A 22217-nucleotide genomic window follows, 5' to 3' on the forward strand; every position below is an offset into this window, starting at 1 on the left:
TATGAAGATATCTGTAATTGGTGGCGGAAGTTGGGGAACTGCAATAGCTCGTCTTTTACACAAAAAGGGACATATAGTGAATTTTTATGTTCGGAATAAAGATGATAGAGATAATATAAATTTTTTAGGTATAAATGAAAAATATCTATCGCAAATTGACCTTTTAGGGTTAAAGGCACAAGATGATATTGGTAAATGTGTAAACTCTTGTGAGATGATAGTTATGGCTGTTCCAACACAAAAATTTAGAAAAGTGGCTCAAAGTATAAAAGATATAGCTGATGGTAAATTAATTGTCAATCTATCTAAAGGATTAGAGCTTAATACTCTTTATAGAGTAAGTGAAATAAGTAAAGAAGTATTGCCAAATTCAAACTTTGTTTCGTTATCGGGTCCATCGCATGCAGAAGAAGTTGGAAGAGAAATACCTACTGCTATAGTTGCTGCTTCAAATGATTATGATTCAAGTAAAGTAGTTCAAGAAGCATTTGCAACAGATACATTTAGAATTTATACGAATAATGATTTAGTGGGTGTTGAAATCGGTGGAGCTCTAAAGAATATAATTGCTCTAGCCGCTGGAATGAGTGATGGGTTAGGTTATGGGGATAATACTACTGCTGCTTTAGCGACTAGAGGAATTTATGAAATGAGTAAACTCGGTATGAAATTAGGTGCCAACCCTCAAACATTTAATGGCCTTTCAGGGATAGGAGATTTAATTGTAACATGTACTTCAATGCATTCTCGTAATAGGAGAGCTGGTATTCTCATAGGGCAAGGTCTATCGTCTGAAGAAGCATCTCAAAAAGTTGGACAAGTAGTTGAAGGTATTAAAACTACAAAATCAGCTTATGACTTAGCTAGCAAGTATGGTGTTAATATGCCTATTACGGAAAAGCTTTATGAAGTCATATATAATAATAAAAACCCTAGAGAAGCAGTAGTAGAGTTAATGACTAGAGGCTATAAACAAGAAATAGAGGAAATATTTTTTGAATAGCGAGAAGGGGTATTTTGAAAGTTAAGTTTTTAAAAAAGAAAAAATATTTTATTAGAAGATTAATAGGCAGCATATTCATTTTGATTTTCTTTATTCTAACATTTCGAGCTATAAATGGGAGAGTGTATAAAGATTATAAAACAGATTTTGCTACTTTAAAAACATATGAAAAGAAAGTTCATGCTATAGGATTTAATATTTTAAATGAGAAAGTATATACAGCCAAAAACAGTGGCATATGTGTATACAATACAAGTGAAGGGGAAAAAGTACCTGTAGGTCATGAAATAGCAAGTTTAAATATGATGGATGATACTTCAGATTTAAATGATGAACTTATAAAAGTAAATTCTGCACTAAGCTATAAGTCTAAAAATCATGTAGAATATAGTTCTGAAAAATCAATTCCTTCTATAGAAAAAATACAAAACTTTTTAAAAGATGAAAATTTTATTGAGGCGATACATTCAGTAGATGGATTGGACTTATATTCAAATAATAATCTGAATATAAGTGAGCTTTCAGAGCTTATAAACTTATCAGTTGATGAGTTGAAAGATAAAAAAGAAAAACTTCAAAATAAAATTTCTGAAAGTAATTATACTTACTCAGCGGATTTTTCTGCTATAGTGTCTTTTAAAATTGATGGTTTGGAAAAGTATTATACTATCGAAGATTTAAGCGATTATACTTATGGATATTTGAATTCACACAAAAATACTGGTAGATTTAAAACTAAAGTTGAAGTGAATAAAGGCGATAATTTATACAAGCTTATAAATAATTTGAACTATAAAATAGCTTTACAAATAGATGATATAAAAAAACTTGATTCTAAAGAAATTGGAGATAATTTGAAATTTAGAAATGAGGATGTTTTATTAGAAGGTAAAATATCTAAGATAAACAAATCTAAAAATGGAGCAGTTGTAATAGTTGATATGACTCAAAATTTTTACAATGTTTATCAAGATAGAATAAAACCATATGATATTATTCTTCAAAATGAAGATTGTTTGGAAATACCAAAGTCGGCGATAATTAAAAGAAAAGGTGAGTTTGGTGTATTTGTACAAGAGATTCATGGTTTAGTTAAGTTTGTTCCTATAAAAGTTGTAGTTCCATTTGAAGATTATTCTTATATTTCTACGGGTGATAAAAATTCAGTTATAAAACTTAAAGATAAATCAGTTAAAACTGTCACTTTAAATGATAAAATAGTATTAAATCCAAAACAGGTTGAAGAATCTAAGATTTTAAATTAAGGAAGTGTTGAGATGTCTATAAAATCAAACATGGAAAGTTTAATTGAAGAAATTAAAATTTTAGAAAAGAATTCTATAAGTGGCGAAAAAGTAAATTTAATAGCCGTTTCTAAAACACGCAATTTAGATGAGATTTTAGAAGCTATTAGTGGAGGCGCTATAGAGTTTGGTGAAAATAAAGTACAAGAATTAAGAGAAAAAATTGAAGTTTTACCTGAACAAAATTTCCATATGATTGGCAATTTACAAACAAATAAGGTAAAATATATCTATGATAAAGTTAGGTTGATACAGTCTCTTGATAGAGTAAACTTGTTGGAAGAAATTGATAAGAGAGCAAAGACTTCAGATATTATTGTAAACTGCCTTATAGAAGTTAATATAGCTGGAGAAACACAAAAAGGTGGGGTAGCTTATGATGAAGTTAGAAGTTTTTTGGAGACGTGCTTAGACTATAAAAATGTTAGCATTCAAGGTTTAATGACGGTTGCTCCAGATACTGATGATGAAGAATTACTTAGAAATTGTTTTAAGAGAATGTTTAAGCTAAGAGAAGAAATAAAAAATAGTTATTCCGAAGTTAGAATGGATATTTTATCTATGGGAATGAGCCAAGATTATAGATTAGCCATAGAAGAAGGTTCGAATATGGTTAGAGTTGGCAGTAAAATTTTTGGAAAAAGAATTTGGAGGTAATGTATGTCAGAAATTATGGATAAAATGAAAAAAGTTTTTGGATTTTCAGAAGAATATGATTATGAAGATTATGAGGAAAATTTTCCCGAAGAAAGAAATATAGAAGATGTTCCTATTAGAACTACTAAAAGGAAATCAGACAGTGGAGTGTTGAGTTTAAATGCTTCTAATATGATAATTTCAGTACATGAACCTCTATCTTACGACGAGTCTCCTAATATTGTTGATGATTTAAGAGCCGATAAATCAGTAGTTCTTAATTTTGAGCAATTGGATTTAGAAGTTAAGAGAAAAATATTTGATTTTGTAAGTGGAGCTCTGTATGCAATGGACGGGAAAATACAAAAAGTAAATAAAGATATTTTTGTATTAGCTCCAAAAAATGTTGAGATTGATGGCTTAAAAGAAGAACTTAAAAATAGTGGAATGTTTCCTTGGTAAAAATAAATAAAGATAAATTATTTTTACACATTCCTGATGATAAATTAATAGTAGTAAAGAAAGTAGTAGATAAGATTGAGATTGTTTTAAATAAGCACGAAATTTTATCTACTGATTTTTTGAGCCCTTATGAAGTTGAATTATCAAAATCTATTTTACACAGATATGATGTAAGTTATCTAATAGATGGTGGATACACTCAAGCTGAGAGAAATATTATATATATTTTTCCAAAGTATTTATATGAAATAGATAAAGATAAAATTTTGTATATTTCGCTAAACAAAGTAGAAGATATACAACACAAAGATGTATTGGGTTCGATTTTAGGTTTAGGAATTGATAGAAGTAAAGTTGGAGATATTATTATTGCTAGTAATAATATCTTTATATTTGTTAAAGCTGAACAATACAACTTTTTAAGATTTAATCTAAAAAAAATAGGCAAACATACCATATTTTTTAGTGATGATGAATTTGAATATCAAGAAACAACTTATGTAGAAAATAAGTTTATAGTTTCTTCTCTTAGATTAGATACTATATTGAGTTCAGTTTTAAAAATTTCAAGATCTAAGGTTGAAATGTTAATAAAGTCAGGTAGAGTTCAAGTTAACTTTAAAACTGAGATAAAAACTTCTATTCAATTAAAAGAAGGGGATATTTTATCGGTTCGTGGACGTGGAAGAATAGTTTTTGAAAAAATAGAAAATACTACTAAAAAGAATAATTTTATAATACGTATTAAGTTTCCTAAGTGAGGTAAAAATGGCAGTTATTTTATTTTCAATGCTACTTATAGTAATTGATCAGTTAAGTAAATATTTGGTTGTTTTAAATTTAAAAGATAAACCCCCTATGATAATAATAGATAAATATTTAAACTTTTATTATCTGGAAAATAGAGGTGCAGCTTTTGGGATGCTACAAAACAAAAGTTGGCTATTTACTATAGTTACTGTAGTTGTGCTTATTGTTCTTTTAAATGTTTTGTTTAAAGATTATAAGAAAAACACTAATATGTTGAATTTATCAATAGGCCTTATATTAGGTGGTAGTATAGGTAATTTTATAGATAGAATTCGTTTAGGATACGTCGTAGATTTTATTTCCACTAACATTTTTGGATACGAGTTTGCAGTATTTAATTTGGCTGATTCATTTATTGTTGTTGGAACTATAATTCTTCTAATTATGGTCATATTGTTTGATAACCCAGGGAAAAAGAGAAATGTATAAGAATAAATTTATTTCAAATTCAGAAAATAAAAGATTAGATTTATTTTTAAATGAAAATCTTGAATTATCTAGAAGCCAAATAAAAAAACTGATAGATGATGGAAGTATATTGGTTAATTCTAAACGAGAAAAAGCAGGCTATAAATTAAGAATAAATGATGTAATAGATGTAGAGTACAATAATGAAATCGAATTAGTTCCGCAAGATATTGACTTTAAAGTTTTATACGAAGATAAAGATATAGCTATTATATGCAAACCACAAGGATTGGTTGTGCATCCAGGGGCTGGAAATTATGACAATACGTTAGTTAACGGATTGTTGTATAAATTTGATTGTTTAGCTGATACAGGAGATTCTTTAAGGCCAGGAATTGTACACAGATTAGATAAAGATACCAGTGGCCTTATGATAATAGCCAAAAGTCAATTGTCTTATTCTAATTTAATTACTATGTTTCAAAATAGAAAAATAAATAAAATGTATTGGGCTATTGTAGAGGGGAAAATACTTGAAGATGGCATTATAGATGAACCACTAGGAAGAGATGTAAAAAATAGAATTAAGTTTTCTGTTACTGAACACAATTCAAAAGATGCATTAACTTACTATAAGCCAATTAAAATTTTTGAAAATCATACATTTTTAAATGTTAAGATAGCAACAGGAAGAACGCATCAAATTAGGGTACATATGAATTATATAAATCATCCTGTTTTAGGCGACCCTCTATATGGTCGAAAAAATAAATATAAAATTGAAAAACAAATGTTACATGCTTATAAATTAGAATTTATGCATCCTGTTTCAAATAAAAGTATGTTATTTGAAGATAGTATTCCAATAAGATTTGAAAAGTTTATGAAGAGGGCTGGTATATGAAAAATATTATTCTAGACGAGATTGCAATAAAACGTGCTATTTCAAGAATTTCAAATGAAATATTAGAGAGAAGTGAAGAACCTTATAATTTAATATTGTTGGGCATAGTCAGCAGAGGAGAAGATATAGCCAAAAGGATATCTTTAAAAATTAAAGAAATTGAAGATATAAATGTTCCCGTTTATGCTATAAATCCAATTAATTTTAGAGACGATAGAGAAAATTCTAGAGAATTGGATTTAAGTATTGAAATTGGCGGAAAGACAGTTATTTTAATAGACGATGTAATTTACACAGGAAGAACTGTAAGAGCTGCTTTAGATGCAATTTTATCAATAGGAAGGCCTAAAGCTATAAAATTGGTTGTATTAGTTGATAGAGGGCATAGAGAATTGCCTATAAGACCTGACTTCGTAGGGAAAAATCTACCTACTGCTAGAAGAGAGAAGGTAATTGTTGAAATATCAGAGGTTGATGGTCAGGATAGAGTTTATATTGAATCTTAACTTGGAAATATTTATTATATGAAATTTTAGTCTGCATATAATAAATTTATTATATAAAATAATACTTTTGGAGGTATGAATGAGAGAAGTTGATGTTGTAATAGTAGGTTCAGGTGCAAGTGGAGTGTTTGCAGCATATGAGTTTACAAAGGTAGACACTGATTTAAAAGTTATCATGATAGATAAAGGTAACCCTATACAAAGAAGAAACTGTCCTATAAAGACTGGAAAAGTTGAAAATTGTATTGGCTGTGAACCATGTAATATAATGAATGGATATGGCGGAGCAGGAACTCTATCTGATGGAAAATATAACATTACCACAAATTTTGGTGGAGATATGCACAAGTTTGTCGGTAGGGAAAAAGCTATAGAACTCATGGAATATGTTGACAGTGTACTTTGCGAATTTGATGGAGCAGATTCTAAACTATATTCAACAGCATCTTCTGACTTAAAAACAACGGCATTAAGACATGATCTACATTTATTAGATGCTAGAGTTAGGCATTTTGGAACAGATAGAAATGTTAAAATTCTAGAGAAAATGTATAACTATTCTAAAGATAAAGTAGAAATGCTATTCAATACCACTGCTTTAGATGTTGAGTACATTGAAACTGAGAAAAAGTATATAGTTACAACAAATAAAAATGAAAGTTTTAAATGTAAAAATTTAGTTTTAGCATCTGGAAGATCTGGCTCTAAATGGGTTTCTCAAATTTGTGGTAAATTTGGTATAACTTGCGAATCTAACCAAGTAGATATAGGAGTTAGAGTTGAACTTCCAGCAGAAGTTTTCAAACATATAACAGATGATGTATATGAGAGTAAGATTGTGTATCAAGCAAAGGCATACAATGAGTTAGTTAGAACTTTTTGTATGAATCCATATGGTCAGGTTGTAGCCGAAAACACAAGTGGTATCATAACTGTTAATGGTCATGCTTATGCAGATCCTAAACTACAAAGCCAAAATACTAACTTTGCATTATTAGTTGCAAATAAATTTACAGAACCTTTCAAAGAATCCAATGAATATGGTGAATCAATTGCAAAACTGTCTAATATGCTAGGTGGTGGTGTATTATTGCAAAGATTTGGAGATTTAGTTAAAGGAAGAAGATCGAATAAAGAAAGAATGGAAAAGTGTTTTACTGTACCGACTTTAAAAGCTACTCCAGGAGATTTATCTTTAGTTATTCCTAAAAGACAACTTGATTCTATAATAGAAATGATATATGCATTAGATAAAATTGCACCAGGTACAGCAAATGATGATACATTACTTTATGGGGTTGAAGTTAAATTTTATAATTCAAAAATAAATGTAGATTCAAATTTCCAAACTATAAAAGAAGGATTGTATGTAGTTGGGGATGGGGGCGGAGCTACACATTCTCTATCTCAAGCATCTGCTTGTGGTGTTTATGTAGCAAGACACTTAAACAATATAATTTAATAGCTATTCAAAAGAATAGCTTAATTTAAATGACATCGATTTCAAATAAGAGGTGAAATATTTTGAAAAAAGATAAAATCCTAAATAGTGAACTATCTTATGCTATCGCTATGTTAGGGCATACACAAACTATTGTAATCGGAGACTGTGGTCTACCAATTCCAGAAAATGTTAAGCGAATAGATTTAGCTGTAGTTGCTAAAATCCCAAGCTTTGAACAGGTACTTGATGCAATATTAAGCGAAATGTGTGTAGAAAAATTCATACTTGCTGAAGAAATAAAAGAAAATAATACAGAAATAAATGATTATGTCTTTTCAAAACTTGGAGATTTAGAAATGGACTATGTAAGTCATGAAAAATTTAAAGAACTTACAAAAGATGCTATATGCATAGTTAGAACAGGAGATATACGACCATATTCTAACATAATATTGCAGAGTGGAGTGTTTTTCTAATGAATAAGATAATATTAAAACTAGAAAATATATCTAAAAGCTTTCCAGGCGTTAAAGCGCTAGATAAAGTTAATTTAAATATTTATGAAAATGAAGCAATGGCACTTTTAGGAGAAAATGGTGCTGGAAAATCTACTTTAATAAAAATCCTATCCGGAATATATAAAAAAGATGAGGGAAATATTTATCTAGACGATGAGATAGTTGATATAAATAGTGTAAATGATTCACAAAAATATAATATAGCAGTAATACATCAGGAATTAAATTTAATACCTAATTTAACAGTTGCAGAAAATATCTTTTTGGGTAGAGAACCTAAAAATGGAATTTTTATTGATAAGAAAAAAATGTACTCTGAAGCTAAAGAAATTTTAAACAAGTTAGGAGTTAATATTTCAGAAAGAGAATATATCTCAAATCTATCAATTGCTTCCCAACAAATGGTTGAAATAGCTAAAGCTCTTTCTGTTAATGCTAGAATTATAATTATGGATGAACCTACTGATGCATTAACGGATAAAGAAGTTGATGTTTTATTCAATGTAATATCAGAATTAAAAAAACAAAATAAATCTATCATATACATTTCTCATCGTTTGCCAGAAATTTTTGAAGTTTGTGAAAAGATAACTGTTTTAAGAGATGGAAAATTTATTTCAGAAGAAAATATAGATAATTTGAATGAAAATAAAATTATAAATCTCATGGTAGGTAGAGAGATTAAAGAACAATTTCCTTATATTCCAATTCAAGGTGAAAAGGAAGTGTTAAAAGTAGAAAACTTGACCAATGAATATATTAAAGATATTTCTTTCAATCTAAAAGGTGGAGAAGTTTTAGGGATAGCAGGTTTAGTTGGTGCTGGGAGAAGTGAATTGGCAAAAACTCTATATGGTTTTTATGGTATAGAAAAAGGAAATGTATCAGTAGAGAATAAAATTTTACATTTGAAAAATACAAGTGATGCTATAAAACAAGGTATTACTTATGTATCTGAAGATAGAAAAAAAGATGGACTTATTCTTCCTATGAATATTTCTGAAAACATCACTATAAGTTCTTTAGAAAAAATTAGTTCTCTGTTTAAAATTTCTAAGAAAAAAGAAATTGATGTTTCAAATGAATTTGTCAAAAAAATGAATATAAAAACTCCATCATTAAATCAAAAAATTAAAAATTTATCTGGTGGAAATCAGCAAAAAGTTTCTATTGCGAAAGGTCTTATGAATAAGACAAAAGTTCTAATCTTAGATGAACCTACTAGAGGAGTAGACGTTGGAGCTAAAACAGAAATTTATGAAATAATAAATTCATTAAAAAAAGAAAAAGTTGGAATCATAATGATATCTTCAGAAATGCCGGAGTTGTTAGGTATGAGTGATAGAATTATGGTAATGCATGATGGCATTAAAAAGGGTGAGTTAAAAAGAGAAGATGCAAACCAAGAAGCTATCATGAGTATGATTTTATCATAGGGGGTAAAGATGAATAAGACAAAAGATTTTTTAAGTAAATTTAGACCTATTATACTTTTAATTTTATTTTCGGTAATTATTACTACATTAAGGCCTAATTTTATATCTCCAAATAATTTACTGAATGTATTAAGACAAACTTCTATAAATGCAATAATTGCAGCGGGTATGACTTTTGTAATTTTAACTGGTGGAATTGACTTGTCTGTTGGTTCGATTCTAGCTTTTAGTTCAGCTATTGGAGCATACATTTTAGTCAGTGGTTATGGTGTAGTGGCGGCAGTTTTGGTTTGTTTATTTATAGGTATTTTAGCTGGTGGGCTAAATGGTGTAATTATAACTAAAGGAAAAGCCCAACCATTTATAGCTACTTTGGCAACTATGACGTTATTAAAAGGAGCTACTCTTGTATTTACTCAAGGAAAGCCAATATCTGTTTTAAAAGTGGAAAATTTAAATGGTTTCAGAATGATAGGTGCTGGCTCAATATTTGGTATCCCAACACCAGTTTATATAATGGGAATAGTGTTTATTGTATGTTATTTTATATTGAACAATACAAAGACAGGTAGATATATTTATGCAATTGGTGGAAATGAAGAAGCTTCAAAGTTATCAGGATTAAATACAGATATTGTTAAAATCAAATCATATATAATCAATGGACTATTCGCCGCTATGGCGGGATTAATTTTAACTTCAAGACTTGTTTCAGCTCAACCTAATGCAGGTGATGGATATGAATTAGATGCTATCGCTGCAGTTGTACTTGGAGGTACTTCACTTGCTGGTGGACAAGGTAGTATACTCGGAACTATATTTGGTGCACTAATCATAGGTATACTAAATAATTCGCTTAATCTGATGAATGTATCATCTTATTATCAGATGGTTGTACGTGCTATTGTAATACTCTTAGCAGTATTATTAGATAGAAAAAACAAATAAGTAGGAGGTAATGTATGAACAAAAAAATCATTGCAATGCTAATGAGCGCTTTAATAGTTGCAACATTATTAGCAGGATGTAATGGAGGCAAAAATGCTTCTGACAAAAAAGATGAAGCAGCAAAAGACAGCAAGACTATAGGTGTAGTTGTATCTACACTACAAAACCCATTCTTCGTAGATTTAAAAACTGGTGCTGAAGAAAAAGCTAAAGAATTAGGTGTAGAAATAATAGCTTTAGACTCTCAAGATGACCCGGCAAAAGAACTTTCAAATGTAGAAGATTTAATTACTAAGAACGTAGATGTACTTTTGATTAACCCTACAGATTCTGATGCTGTTGCAGCAGCTGTTATGAAAGCTAATGAAGCTGGTATTCCAGTTATAACATTAGATAGAGCTTCTAATGGTGGAGAAGTTGTAAGTCACATAGCTTCTGACAATATAGCTGGTGGTAAAATGGCAGGAGAGCACATAATTAAACTTCTTGAAGGAAAAGGTAATGTTGTAGAATTAGAAGGTATTCCAGGGTCTAGTTCAGCTAGAGAAAGAGGCCAAGGATTTAACGAAGCCATTGAAGGTTCAGAATTGACAGTAGTCGCAAAGCAAACTGCAAACTATGATAGAACTGAAGGGCTTTCTGTAATGGAAAATATTCTACAAGCTAACTCTGATATACAAGCGGTATTTGCTCACAATGATGAAATGGCTTTAGGAGCTCTTGAAGCAATTAAAACAAGTGGAAAAGATATCAAAGTAGTTGGTTTTGATGCTACTGATGATGCTGTTAAATCTGTTGAAGCTGGAGAATTAGCAGCTACAATTGCTCAACAACCTAAAGAAATAGGTTCTCTTGGAATAGAAACAGCTGTTAAAGTTGTCAACGGAGAAACTGTTGAAAAATCTATCCCTGTAGAATTAAAATTAGTAGTAAAATAATAAAAAAATAAGAGGAGTGGCTTAACCATTCCTCTTTTTAAGTAGGTGATAATTTGAAAGAAAAAGTAATGGTATTTGGTAGTTTTGTTGTTGATTTAATGTCAAGAGCAACTCATCTTCCAAAACCTGGTGAAACCGTAAGAGGCAATGAATTTAATATTGGACCTGGCGGAAAGGGATTTAACCAAGCTGTGGCATCACATAAATCAGGAGCTGACATTATAACTGTCACAAAAATTGGTAATGATACATTTGGCAAAATAGCACTTCATATTGCAAATGACATCGGAATGAATTCTAAAGGCTTTATAATTTCTGAAAAAGATTCAACTGGTTCAGCATTAATATGCGTAGATGAAATAACAGCCGAAAACCAAATATTAATAGTGCCTGGAGCTTGTAATACTATTCAAAAAGAAGAAATAGATTCTTTAGACGAATTATTAGATGACGTATCATATTTATTGATTCAATACGAAGTTAACCAAGACGCAAATGAATACATCATAAAGAAAGCTATTGAAAAGGGAGCAAAAATTATTTTAAATCCAGCTCCTTATCAAAAAGTAAATGATGAATTTTTAGCCAATGTAAATACAATAACTCCTAACGAAACTGAAGTTAAAGGATTAACTGGTGTTGAAGTAATAGATTTAGAAACTGCAAGACAGGCAAAAGATGTTCTACTCTCAAAAGGCATTAAAAATGTAGTTATAACTCTTGGAGTAAATGGCTCTTATATATATTCTGATGGTAAAGATTTAATTATACCTTCTTATAAAGTTACGGCAGTCGATACAACAGGAGCAGGAGATGCATTTAATGGAGGCCTTTTAACATCCTTATCTGAAGGAAATAATTTATTTGATGCGGCTAAATTTGCAACAGCTGTTTCAGCCTTATCAGTACAGAAAAAAGGAACGGCAATTTCTATGCCTACAAGAGAAGAAATTGATTTGTTCATAGAAAAAAATAATTAATTTTTAAAAATGGTTTAATGAAAAATATTTCATCAAGCCATTTTTTATTTGCGTTCTATTGAATATATATAAAATTAATTTAAATTCTAAGAAATATTAATTATACCTTGCCATAAGTATAGATATTATGTATTATAAAATTAAGTAAATAATAGTTATATAAACATAGGTAGGTGTCTATATTGTTTAGGGGAATGGAATATATATACGAGGTATACAGAGAAAAAAGTTTTTCCAGAGCTGCAAAAAATCTTTTTATATCTCAGCCATCATTAAGTGCAGCAGTAAAAAAAGTAGAAGTTAGTTTAGGATATGAAATTTTTGATAGAAGTACAAAACCAATAGGTTTAACTGAATTTGGATTAGAATATATAAAGTCTGTTGAAAAAATATTAGAAATAGAAGATAATTTTGAGAACTATCTAAATGACTTAGGTGATTTAAAAGCTGGTAAGGTTTCAATTGGTGGAACATCTCTATTCATATCGCATGTTTTACCATTTATTATTTCCGAATTTTCAAAAAAATATCCAAAAGTTGAACTTAATATAGTAGAAGATAATACAGTTGAATTAGAAAATTCTTTAGCTTCAGGGGAGTTAGATATAGTTATAGATAATTATCAATTTGACCCTGAAATTTATGATAGACAAATTCTGATGAAAGACCACATAATTTTAGTCGTGCCTTCATCTTATAAATCAAATAAAAATTTATCTGAATACAAACTAAATTATGATAGCATAATTTCTAAGGAATATCTTAATGATAAATTTAAGTCTGTAAAATTAGATAATTTCAAAGATGAGCCTTTTATATTTTTAAAGGAAGGCAATGATACTAGAATAAAAGCTGACAGTATCTGTCAAAGTGAAAATTTTAACCCCAACATTATATTTGAGTTAGACCAACAAATTACTAGTTATAATTTAAGTATAAATGGAGTTGGAATTTCTTTTATATCTGATATTTTAATAAAGAGTATTGGTAAAACTGCTGAAGTTTGTTACTATAAGCTTCCAAAAGAATTTACATCAAGAGAAATTTACTTTTTCTATAAACACAATAGATATTTGAAGCAAGCTACTCGTGAATTCTTAAAAATGGCGAGAGCTGATATTCAAAACTAATAAACTTAAGTATGGTATAATTATAGCTTGAAAAGAGGTAAAGATGAACGAAAATTACTCATTAGTACATGATTTAAATTATAATATTGACTCATATATAAATAGAGTTAGAAGTGAGATAAGCCCTAATAAAAAAGCTTGTGTCATAACTCATGGTTGTCAAATGAATGAACATGATTCAGAAAAAATAAATTGGATTTTAGAAAAAATGGGATTTCAACTTTGTGACAATTTTGAAGATAGCGATTTAGTTTTAGTTAATACATGTTCTGTAAGACATTCAGCAGAAGATAAGGTATACGGACAACTTGGAGTTCTAAAACATCTTAAGGAAGCAAAACCCGATTTAAAGTGTGGCGTTTGTGGATGTATGATGCAAAGAAAAGAATCAAGAGAATATGTAAAAGAAAAATTTGAAAATGTAGATTTGATTTTTGGAACTAATAATATTTGGAAGTTGCCTGAACTATTATTAGATTCATATGACACTGGCAAACTTCAAATAGATATTAGAGAAAAAACAAAGCAACTCAATGATGATTTAGGTGCTAATAGATTGTATTCATATAAATCATATGTGAATATAATGTACGGTTGCAATAATTTTTGCACTTATTGTATAGTTCCTTATACAAGAGGTCGAGAAACTAGCAGAAAGCCTGAAGATATAATTTCAGAAATAAAAAATTTAGCTAAAAATGGAACACTTGAGGTAACTCTTTTAGGTCAAAATGTAAATAGCTACGGCAAAACATTAGAGGATAAGATTAGATTTTCTGATTTACTATATAAAATATCTGATATTAAGGGAATTGAAAGAATAAGATTTATGACATCACACCCTAAAGATATATCTGATGATTTAATTTATGCATTTAGAGACTTAAAAAATCTTTCTAATTTCTTGCATTTACCAGTACAAGCTGGTTCTTCAAGAGTTTTAAAATTAATGAATAGAAATTATACAAAAGAAGATTATCTACGCAAAATTGATAAAATTAAAAGCATCAATCCTGATATAGCTTTGTGCACTGATTTAATGGTAGGATTTCCGGGAGAAACAGAAGAAGATTTCCTTGAAACATTAGACCTTGTTAAAAAAGTTGAATTTGATACATCATTTACTTTTATATATTCAAGAAGAGAAGGGACTAAAGCTTATAATGCGGTTGATCAAGTTCCTGATAAAGTAAAACATGATAGATTTCAAAGACTTATAGACATTTTATATCCTATACAAAATAAAAAGAATAAAGCTTTTATCGGTAGAGATGTAGATGTTTTAGTTGAAGATGTAAGTAAAAAAGATGCAAATAAATTAAGTGGTAGAACTGAAGAGTTTAAATTAATAAATTTTGAAGGTAATAAAGATTTAATAGGCAAAATAGTAAAGGTACACGTAACAGATGCAAATTCATTTAATTTAAAAGGTGAGTTATGTCAAATTCGTTAACACCAATGATGGAACAATATGTCAAAATTAAAAATCAGTATCCTAATGAAATTTTATTTTACAGGCTAGGTGATTTTTATGAGATGTTTTTTGACGACGCTTTAAAAGCTTCAAAAGCATTAGGCCTTACTTTGACTAGAAGAAGTAATAAAACTCAAGATATACCTATGTGTGGTGTACCGTATCATGTAAGTGAAACATATATATCAAAGCTTATTGAACAAGGTTTTAAAGTAGCTATTTGCGACCAAGTAGAAGACCCCAAATTAGCTAAAAATTTAGTTAAAAGAGAAGTTACAAGAATAGTTACTCCTGGAACATTTACAGACTTAAATTATTTAAATTCTAATGAAAACAATTATTTAATGTCTATTATATACAGTGGCTATAATGTCAGTATATCGTATTCAGATTATAGTACTGGAGAGTTGTTTACAACTAAAAAAACTTTCTTATCAAAAGAAGATTTATTATCTTTTATAATCGATGAAATAGATAAAGTCAATCCTTCAGAAATATTGTTATTATCTAAAAACAGTAAAGAATTGAAAAAATCAATTAGAAATAAAGATATATTTATCTCTGAAGTTGAAGAGAGTTATTTAAAAATTAATAGTGATATTTTAATAACTTTATCTGACGATATGAATGTACAACTTAAAAAATATACTGATGATTATTCATCTCTTAATCTTTTGCTAAACTATCTTGGAATAACTCAAAAATCTAGTCTTGTCCATCTAAAAGATATAATAGTTTATACGGTTGAAGAGTATATGGGCCTTGATGAACATACAAAGAGAAATCTAGAATTAACTCATGGTATAACAACTGGGACTAAAAAAGGTTCTTTATTCCAAGTTTTGGATAGTACTAAAACGTCTATGGGTTCTAGAGAACTAAAAAAATGGATAGAAAAACCTCTACTTGATAAGGGAAAAATTGCAGATAGACTAAATTTAGTTGAAGAATTAAAAGAGAATTTAATATTAATAGATAAAATTAATGGTCAATTAAACCAAATCAATGACATTGAAAGACTGAGTTTTAAAATTTCGAATTCTCAAATTTCGCCTAAAGAAATTAAAGCATTGGCGAACTCTTTCTCAAAAATTAAGGGAATTCAAAAAGAAATTTTAAATTCAAACTGTATTCATTTAAAAGATTATGTAAAAAATATTTGTACTATTGATTCCCTAATAGATGAAATTAATACTACATTAGTATCAGACCCGCCACATATAATTGATGATAAAAGATTTATTCGAATAGGATTTGATACAGAACTTGATGAGTTATTTAATGCTAGTGAAAATGGACAAAGACTTATCTTGGATTTAGAGAATAGAGAAAAAGCAAGAACATCAATAAAAAATTTAAAGATTAAGTACAATAAAATCTTAGGATATTTCATTGATGTAACTAAATCTTTTGTAGACAAAGTTCCTGACGATTATATTAGAAAACAGACTTTGGTAGGCTCAGAAAGATATTACACAGTTGAATTAAAAGAATTAGAGTTAAAAATAAGTGGCTCCAAGGAGTTAGCTTTAAAAAAACAACAAGAAATTTTAAAAACTTTGCGAGATAAAATATTTTTTAATTTAAGAACTATACAATCAACTGCTCAAAAGATAGCTAAGGTAGATGTGCTTACTTCATTAGCTAATGTTGCCAATGAAAATAACTACGTTAGGCCAAAGTTAATAGATGGTTCAAGTCTTGAAATAAAATCAGGTAGACATCCAATAGTTGAAGCGCTTAATAAAGAGGTCATGTTTGTGCCAAATGACACTACTTTAAACGAAGAGAAATTCTTTAATTTGATAACTGGCCCAAATATGGCAGGTAAGTCAACTTATATGCGTCAAGTTGCAATTATTGTAATAATGGCCCACATAGGTTCTTTTGTTCCCGCAGATGAAGCTAAAATATCTATAATGGATAGAGTTTTTACTAGAATAGGAGCTTCTGATAACTTAGCTGGTGGAGATTCTACTTTTATGGTTGAGATGAAAGAAGTTTCTAATATCCTAAAGCACGCAAAACCTAATTCATTAGTAATTTTAGATGAGGTAGGAAGAGGAACTAGCACTTTTGATGGTCTTTCAATCGCTTGGGCAATAAGTGAGTATATAATTAAAAAGATTAAATCTAGGACATTATTCGCTACTCACTATCATGAATTAACAGATCTTTCTAATATATATGATGAAGTTGAAAATCTTACAATAGCAGTTGATAAACAAGGGGAAGATATTGTCTTTTTAAGAAAGATTATAAATGGATTTAGTTCTAAAAGTTATGGTATTGAAGTGGCAAAGCTAGCAGGAATAAACGAACCTATAGTTGAAAGAGCTAAAGAAATATTAGAACTACATGAATCAAAAGAAAATGTGCAAATTAAAATGGAGTCGTTTAATGAAGCTGTAAATCCTAATTACGACGGCTTTGTTAAAGAAATTAGTAAAATTGATATAAATACAATTTCACCTTTAGAGGCTTTGAATTTGTTGGGTAAAATTGTAGAAAAGGCAAGTGATATAAATGACAATTAATATATTAGATGATTTAACCATATCTAAAATTGCAGCAGGGGAGATAATTGAAAACCCTGCTTCAATAGTTAAAGAGCTTGTAGAAAATTCAATAGATGCTGAAGCAAAAAATATAGTTGTTGAGGTCAAAGGAGCGCCTTGGGAATATATTAAAGTTTCTGATGATGGAATGGGCATTTTATCAGATGAAATAGAAAAAGCATTTTACAGACACGCCACTTCTAAATTAAGTAATTTTAAAGATTTGACAGAAATTACTTCACTTGGTTTTAGGGGAGAGGCATTGGCAAGTATCGCAAGTGTTTCCAAAATAGAAGTCCTAACTAAAACTAAAAATGATTTAGCAGGTACAAGAGCCAAATTAGAAGATGGTAAGATTTGGGATAAAAAAAATATAGGAGTTCCAGTTGGCACAACATTTTATATAACTGATGTATTTCACAATACTCCTGTAAGAAAAAAATTTTTAAAAAAAGAGAGCTCAGAATTTAATCTAATTCAAGATGTGGTTAAAAAAATATCTCTTGGAACACCCGAAGTTTCTTTTAAATTGATAAGGGACTCAAGAGTTATTTTAAGTAAATCTGCCACTACAAATATGAATGACCATATATTTAGTATATTAGGCAGGGATATAAGTAATAATCTAATCAACAAAAAATTTGAAAATGAAAGATATAAAATAAATGCTTTCTTTTCAAACAATGCATTATATAGAACGTCTAGGTCAGAACAATATATCTATATTAATGGAAGATTTATCAGAAACTTAGAGATTTCTAAAAGTATAGAAAGAGCTTACTATTCTCAAATACCTCTTGGCAGATATCCAGTTTTTATAATTTATTTAGAAATAGACCCTTCTATCGTAGATGTAAATGTTCATCCTAAAAAACATGAAGTTAAATTTTCAAATGATGAAGTTATTGTTCAATTGTTAAAAGATTTAGCTGAAGAAACATTAAAACCTAATAGAGATTTTATTAAACCAATTGAAGATGAACCTAAAACAGAAAATGTAAATATATTTGAATTGTTTACAACAGAGTCATCGGACAATGATCAAGTAGTCGAATTAGACTATACTAGTAATTTTATAAATTCTAAAAAAGAGTCTATAGAAGAACCTTACAAAGAATTCTTATCTGATAATAACCATGATATGGATAAAAAAGAACCTACTATCGTTTCTTATGGCGAATATAATCAGAATTTAGAAATTGAAACTATAGATGATTCAATAGCTATGGAAAATATAGAACCATTTAAAAAAGAAGTGAATTTAATAGACTCAAGATACGTTGGTTCACTTTTTAATACTTATCTAATATTAGAATCAAGAGATAATAGATGGTTCCTAATCGACCAACATGCAGCACATGAAAGGGTTAAATATGAAGAATTTTTAAATCAATTTAATTACAGACAAGTTGATTCTCAAATGCTATTAAAACCAGAGATATTTGATGTATCAAATGTTGAATTGGATAAGTTTGACGAATTCACAGAAACATTAAATAAAATTGGATTTGAAATTGAAAAATTTTCAGATAATTCTTTGATTGTTAGAGCTATTCCTTCTATAGTTGGATGTAATTTCGAAGACTTTTTAAGACAATCACTTCAGGAAGTGAATGAAAACTTAACTTCTGCATATCAAGTTAACCCATACGCTCTTATGAAAAAAGCTTGTAAAGCTGCTGTTAAAGCCAATGAAAAACTAAGTTCTATTGAAGTTAAACAACTTGTAAAAGATTTAGTAAATTGTGAGGACCCTTATACATGTCCTCATGGTCGTCCAACTGTTTTAGAGCTTACTAAAAGAGATCTAGAAAAAATGTTTTTGAGAGGATAAATGAATTTAATTATTTTAACAGGACCTACAGGTGTAGGCAAGACAGAATTATCTTTAAAAATTGCAAAAGAATATAATGGTGAGATTATTTCCGCAGATTCAATGCAAATATATAAAGAATTTAATATTGGAACAGCAAAAATAGATACTAGTCAAACTGATATCGTGCATCACATGATTGATATAGTTGATGCCAATACGGAATTTTCAGTTTATGATTTTCAACAACAAGTAAAAAAATTAATAGAAGAAATAAATCTTCGAGGTAAGATGCCTATTTTAGTTGGAGGCACAGGACTTTATATAAATTCAATAGTTTATAATTTAACTTTTCAAGAACAGTCAAAAGATATAGCTTACAGAGAGTACCTAAACTTAGTATTGCAAGAAAAGGGATTGGGATACCTATATGAATTATTGCTTGAAGTCGATCCGGAATCTGCAAATCAAATAGATAGAAATAACTCTCATAGAATTATTAGGGCTTTGGAGATATCTAAAAGTGGTAAAAAAGATAATTCAAATTTTAATTCTAAAAATAATGAATACAATTTACTTTACTTAGGGTTAAATATGGAGAGAAGTAAGCTGTATGAAAATATAAATATCAGAGTAGAACAAATGATAAATCAAGGTTTAATCAAAGAAGTTTCTGAGCTTGTAGAAAAATATTCTGAAAATTCTCAAGCTTTTAAAGCAATAGGTTACAAAGAAGTTATATCATATTTTAAAAATGATATTTCATTGGAAGAAATGGTAGAATTAATTAAAAAAAATTCACGACACTATGCTAAACGTCAAATTACTTGGTTTAAACGTGATGATAGAATCATTTGGTTAGATAAAGAAGACAAAAATATTTTTAAAACATTAAAAAAATTAGTAGGAGATAAATTTGGAAAATAATTTTTTTGATTCGTTCAAGATTAATAAAGAAATATTTGATTTTGTATGTAATTGTGAAAATGAACTTAAAGAGTCCTTTTTAGAATTTGAACCAATTTCATTTTATAATCAAATGAAAATATTGAAAGCAATGCAAGATAATAATTTAAAATCAACAGATTTTAATTGGACCACTGGTTATGGTTATGGAGATGAGGGGAGAGATAAGGTTGAAAAAATATATGCCAATATCTTTAACACAGAAGATGCCCTTGTAAGGCCTAATATTGTAAGTGGAACACATGCTATAAGCCTAGCATTAAAGTCTATATTAGCTAAAGGAGACGAATTAATATATATAAGTGGAGCTCCTTATGACACACTTAGAAAAGTTATAGGTATAGATGGAAATGAACCAGGTAACTTTATTGAAAGTGGCATTCACTACTCTCAAGTTGATTTAATTGATGGGAAAATAGATATAGAAAAAATCATTGAAATGATTTCAGAGAATACAAAAGTTATCGCAATTCAAAGGTCTACAGGTTATTCAAATAGAAAAGCGTTCACAACTGATGAATTAAAAATTGTAATTAAATCTATAAAGGAAAAATATCCTAAAGTTATAATTTTTGTAGATAATTGTTATGGTGAATTTACAGATTATGAAGAACCTACAGATTTTGGAGCTGACTATATGGCAGGCTCCTTAATAAAAAATCCAGGAGGTGGATTAGCTTACTCAGGTGGTTATATAGTAGGAAAGCAAGACTTAATAGATAGAATATCTAATAATCTTACAGCCCCAGGAATAGGTAAGGAATGTGGCCTTAGCTTTGGGATGACAAGGCAAATTTTACAAGGACTATTTATGGCTCCCAAAGTTGTAGAAGATGCAATAAAGGTAGCTAGATTATTTAGTCTCGCATTTGAAAAATTAGGATATGAAACCCTACCTAAAAGTTCTGATAAGAGGTCAGATATAATAACAAGCATTGAATTAAACGATCCTAAACTATTAGAAGTATTCTGTGAAGCAATACAAAGTGCATCTCCTGTAGACCATCAATTTACTCCTCAAGCATGGGATATGCCAGGATATGAAAATAAAGTTATAATGGCAGCAGGAGGCTTTATAGAAGGCTCTTCAATAGAATTGTCTGCTGATGGTCCTATGAGAGCGCCATATTATGCTTATTTCCAAGGTGGCTTATCTTATTATCATGGTAAATACGCCTTAATAAATGTATTAAATAATTTTAAAGAACAAATTTATAACTTAAAAAATAAGATGTAAGGGATATCCCTTACATCTTTCTATATAAACCAACAACTACACCCAAAATTTTAAGGTCTTTTACATAAATGGGATCCATAAAATCATTTTCAGGTTGTAACCTAAATCCATCTTTTTCTTTATAAAAAGTCTTAACTGTAGAATCTTCTCCAATTAAAGCTAAAACTTTATCTCCATTTTTAGCAAAATCACGTTTTTCTATTATTACAAAATCTCCGTCCAATATCCCTGCATTTATCATGCTTTCTCCAACAATTTTTAAAATAAATAAATTTCTGTCTTGAGCAAATTCAATTGGAAGAGGATATGTATCTTCTATATTTTCAAAAGCTAGTATAGGCGCTCCAGCCGAAACTTGACCAACAATTGGTATATCAACAGTTTTTTTCTTATTTAAAAATACATCTTCATTATTGCTAAGTATCTCTATAGCTCTAGGTTTTGTAGGGTCTTTTCTTATATATCCCTTTATTTCAAGTTTTTCTAAACTTCCATGAACAGTTGATGTACTTTTTATATTTAGTTGTTGGCAAATTTCTCTAACTGTAGGGGGATATCCTTTTAATTGTAACTGTTGTATTAAATAAAATAATATATCTTTTTCTCTTTGACTCAAATCTTCGTACATACTTATACCTCCTATATACAAAGTATAACAGATGAGAACGTATATTTCAAACAAACGTTTAAAAATACTTGACAAAAAACAAATGTTCAAATACAATTAATTTAGAACAAACAT

Annotated in this window: 21 protein-coding genes; 20 read left to right on the top strand and 1 reads right to left on the bottom strand. The window is 29.0% G+C overall.

The window, feature by feature from the left end; translation table 11 throughout:
- The first annotated feature begins 1 nt into the window (after position 1).
- From DYE58_RS09230 to DYE58_RS09325, 20 genes are all read left to right on the top strand, one after another.
- Positions 2–1003 (top strand): NAD(P)H-dependent glycerol-3-phosphate dehydrogenase, encoded by a 1002-nt coding sequence (locus tag DYE58_RS09230; protein ID WP_004823082.1) that lies wholly within the window; start codon positions 2–4, stop codon positions 1001–1003.
- 14 nt (positions 1004–1017) lie between these two features.
- On the top strand, positions 1018–2268 hold the full coding sequence (locus DYE58_RS09235; protein ID WP_004823084.1) for a biotin/lipoyl attachment domain-containing protein: 1251 nt from the start codon (positions 1018–1020) through the stop codon (positions 2266–2268).
- A 12-nt stretch (positions 2269–2280) separates the two neighbouring features.
- On the top strand, positions 2281–2964 hold the full coding sequence (locus DYE58_RS09240) for a YggS family pyridoxal phosphate-dependent enzyme (protein ID WP_004823086.1): 684 nt from the start codon (positions 2281–2283) through the stop codon (positions 2962–2964).
- A gap of 3 nt (positions 2965–2967) precedes the next feature.
- A complete protein-coding gene (locus DYE58_RS09245; protein WP_004823088.1) occupies positions 2968–3405 on the top strand; it encodes a cell division protein SepF in 438 nt (145 codons plus the stop codon).
- Positions 3399–4166 (top strand): YlmH family RNA-binding protein, encoded by a 768-nt coding sequence (locus DYE58_RS09250; protein WP_115312236.1) that lies wholly within the window; start codon positions 3399–3401, stop codon positions 4164–4166. The genes DYE58_RS09245 and DYE58_RS09250 overlap by 7 nt, the downstream gene beginning before the upstream one ends.
- Positions 4167–4173: 7 nt before the next feature.
- A complete protein-coding gene (lspA, locus tag DYE58_RS09255) occupies positions 4174–4644 on the top strand; it encodes a signal peptidase II (protein ID WP_004823095.1) in 471 nt (156 codons plus the stop codon).
- Positions 4637–5527 (top strand): RluA family pseudouridine synthase, encoded by an 891-nt coding sequence (locus tag DYE58_RS09260; RefSeq protein WP_004823097.1) that lies wholly within the window; start codon positions 4637–4639, stop codon positions 5525–5527. The genes lspA and DYE58_RS09260 overlap by 8 nt, the downstream gene beginning before the upstream one ends.
- A complete protein-coding gene (gene pyrR, locus DYE58_RS09265) occupies positions 5524–6033 on the top strand; it encodes a bifunctional pyr operon transcriptional regulator/uracil phosphoribosyltransferase PyrR (protein WP_004823099.1) in 510 nt (169 codons plus the stop codon). Before DYE58_RS09260 ends, pyrR begins: the two co-directional genes overlap by 4 nt.
- A 79-nt stretch (positions 6034–6112) precedes the next feature.
- Complete coding sequence (locus tag DYE58_RS09270; RefSeq protein ID WP_004823102.1) at positions 6113–7495, top strand: NAD(P)/FAD-dependent oxidoreductase; 1383 nt, start codon at positions 6113–6115, stop codon at positions 7493–7495.
- A gap of 62 nt (positions 7496–7557) precedes the next feature.
- Positions 7558–7953, top strand: coding sequence for a D-ribose pyranase (gene rbsD, locus DYE58_RS09275; RefSeq protein WP_004823104.1), 396 nt, complete (start codon positions 7558–7560; stop codon positions 7951–7953).
- A complete protein-coding gene (locus DYE58_RS09280; protein WP_115312237.1) occupies positions 7953–9431 on the top strand; it encodes a sugar ABC transporter ATP-binding protein in 1479 nt (492 codons plus the stop codon). The genes rbsD and DYE58_RS09280 overlap by 1 nt, the downstream gene beginning before the upstream one ends.
- A gap of 9 nt (positions 9432–9440) precedes the next feature.
- Positions 9441–10379 (top strand): ribose ABC transporter permease, encoded by a 939-nt coding sequence (rbsC, locus tag DYE58_RS09285; protein WP_004823268.1) that lies wholly within the window; start codon positions 9441–9443, stop codon positions 10377–10379.
- A 14-nt stretch (positions 10380–10393) separates the two neighbouring features.
- On the top strand, positions 10394–11317 hold the full coding sequence (gene rbsB, locus DYE58_RS09290) for a ribose ABC transporter substrate-binding protein RbsB (RefSeq protein ID WP_004823267.1): 924 nt from the start codon (positions 10394–10396) through the stop codon (positions 11315–11317).
- A gap of 53 nt (positions 11318–11370) precedes the next feature.
- A complete protein-coding gene (gene rbsK / locus DYE58_RS09295) occupies positions 11371–12297 on the top strand; it encodes a ribokinase (protein ID WP_004823265.1) in 927 nt (308 codons plus the stop codon).
- Between the two features lie 194 nt (positions 12298–12491).
- Positions 12492–13427, top strand: a complete 936-nt coding sequence (locus DYE58_RS09300) for a LysR family transcriptional regulator (RefSeq protein ID WP_115312356.1) — start codon at positions 12492–12494, stop codon at positions 13425–13427.
- A gap of 43 nt (positions 13428–13470) precedes the next feature.
- The gene (gene miaB / locus DYE58_RS09305; protein ID WP_004821513.1) at positions 13471–14880 is read left to right on the top strand and encodes a tRNA (N6-isopentenyl adenosine(37)-C2)-methylthiotransferase MiaB; all 1410 of its coding nucleotides are present in this window, start codon (positions 13471–13473) and stop codon (positions 14878–14880) included.
- Positions 14865–17438, top strand: coding sequence for a DNA mismatch repair protein MutS (gene mutS / locus DYE58_RS09310; RefSeq protein ID WP_245946084.1), 2574 nt, complete (start codon positions 14865–14867; stop codon positions 17436–17438). Before miaB ends, mutS begins: the two co-directional genes overlap by 16 nt.
- Entirely contained in the window at positions 17428–19293 is a 1866-nt protein-coding gene (gene mutL, locus DYE58_RS09315) for a DNA mismatch repair endonuclease MutL (protein ID WP_004821519.1), read from the top strand. Before mutS ends, mutL begins: the two co-directional genes overlap by 11 nt.
- Positions 19294–20199, top strand: coding sequence for a tRNA (adenosine(37)-N6)-dimethylallyltransferase MiaA (gene miaA / locus DYE58_RS09320; RefSeq protein WP_004821521.1), 906 nt, complete (start codon positions 19294–19296; stop codon positions 20197–20199).
- Complete coding sequence (locus DYE58_RS09325; protein WP_004821523.1) at positions 20189–21475, top strand: methionine gamma-lyase family protein; 1287 nt, start codon at positions 20189–20191, stop codon at positions 21473–21475. The genes miaA and DYE58_RS09325 overlap by 11 nt, the downstream gene beginning before the upstream one ends.
- Before the next feature lie 10 nt (positions 21476–21485).
- Here the strand turns inward: DYE58_RS09325 and lexA are convergent, their stop codons facing one another.
- Positions 21486–22103: a transcriptional repressor LexA gene (lexA, locus tag DYE58_RS09330; protein WP_004821525.1), complete on the bottom strand. Its 618-nt coding sequence runs from the start codon at positions 22101–22103 to the stop codon at positions 21486–21488.
- Positions 22104–22217 lie beyond the last annotated feature (114 nt).

The sequence above is a fragment of the Peptoniphilus indolicus genome (genome assembly GCF_900454665.1).
Taxonomy (GTDB): Bacteria; Bacillota; Clostridia; order Tissierellales; family Peptoniphilaceae; genus Peptoniphilus; species Peptoniphilus indolicus.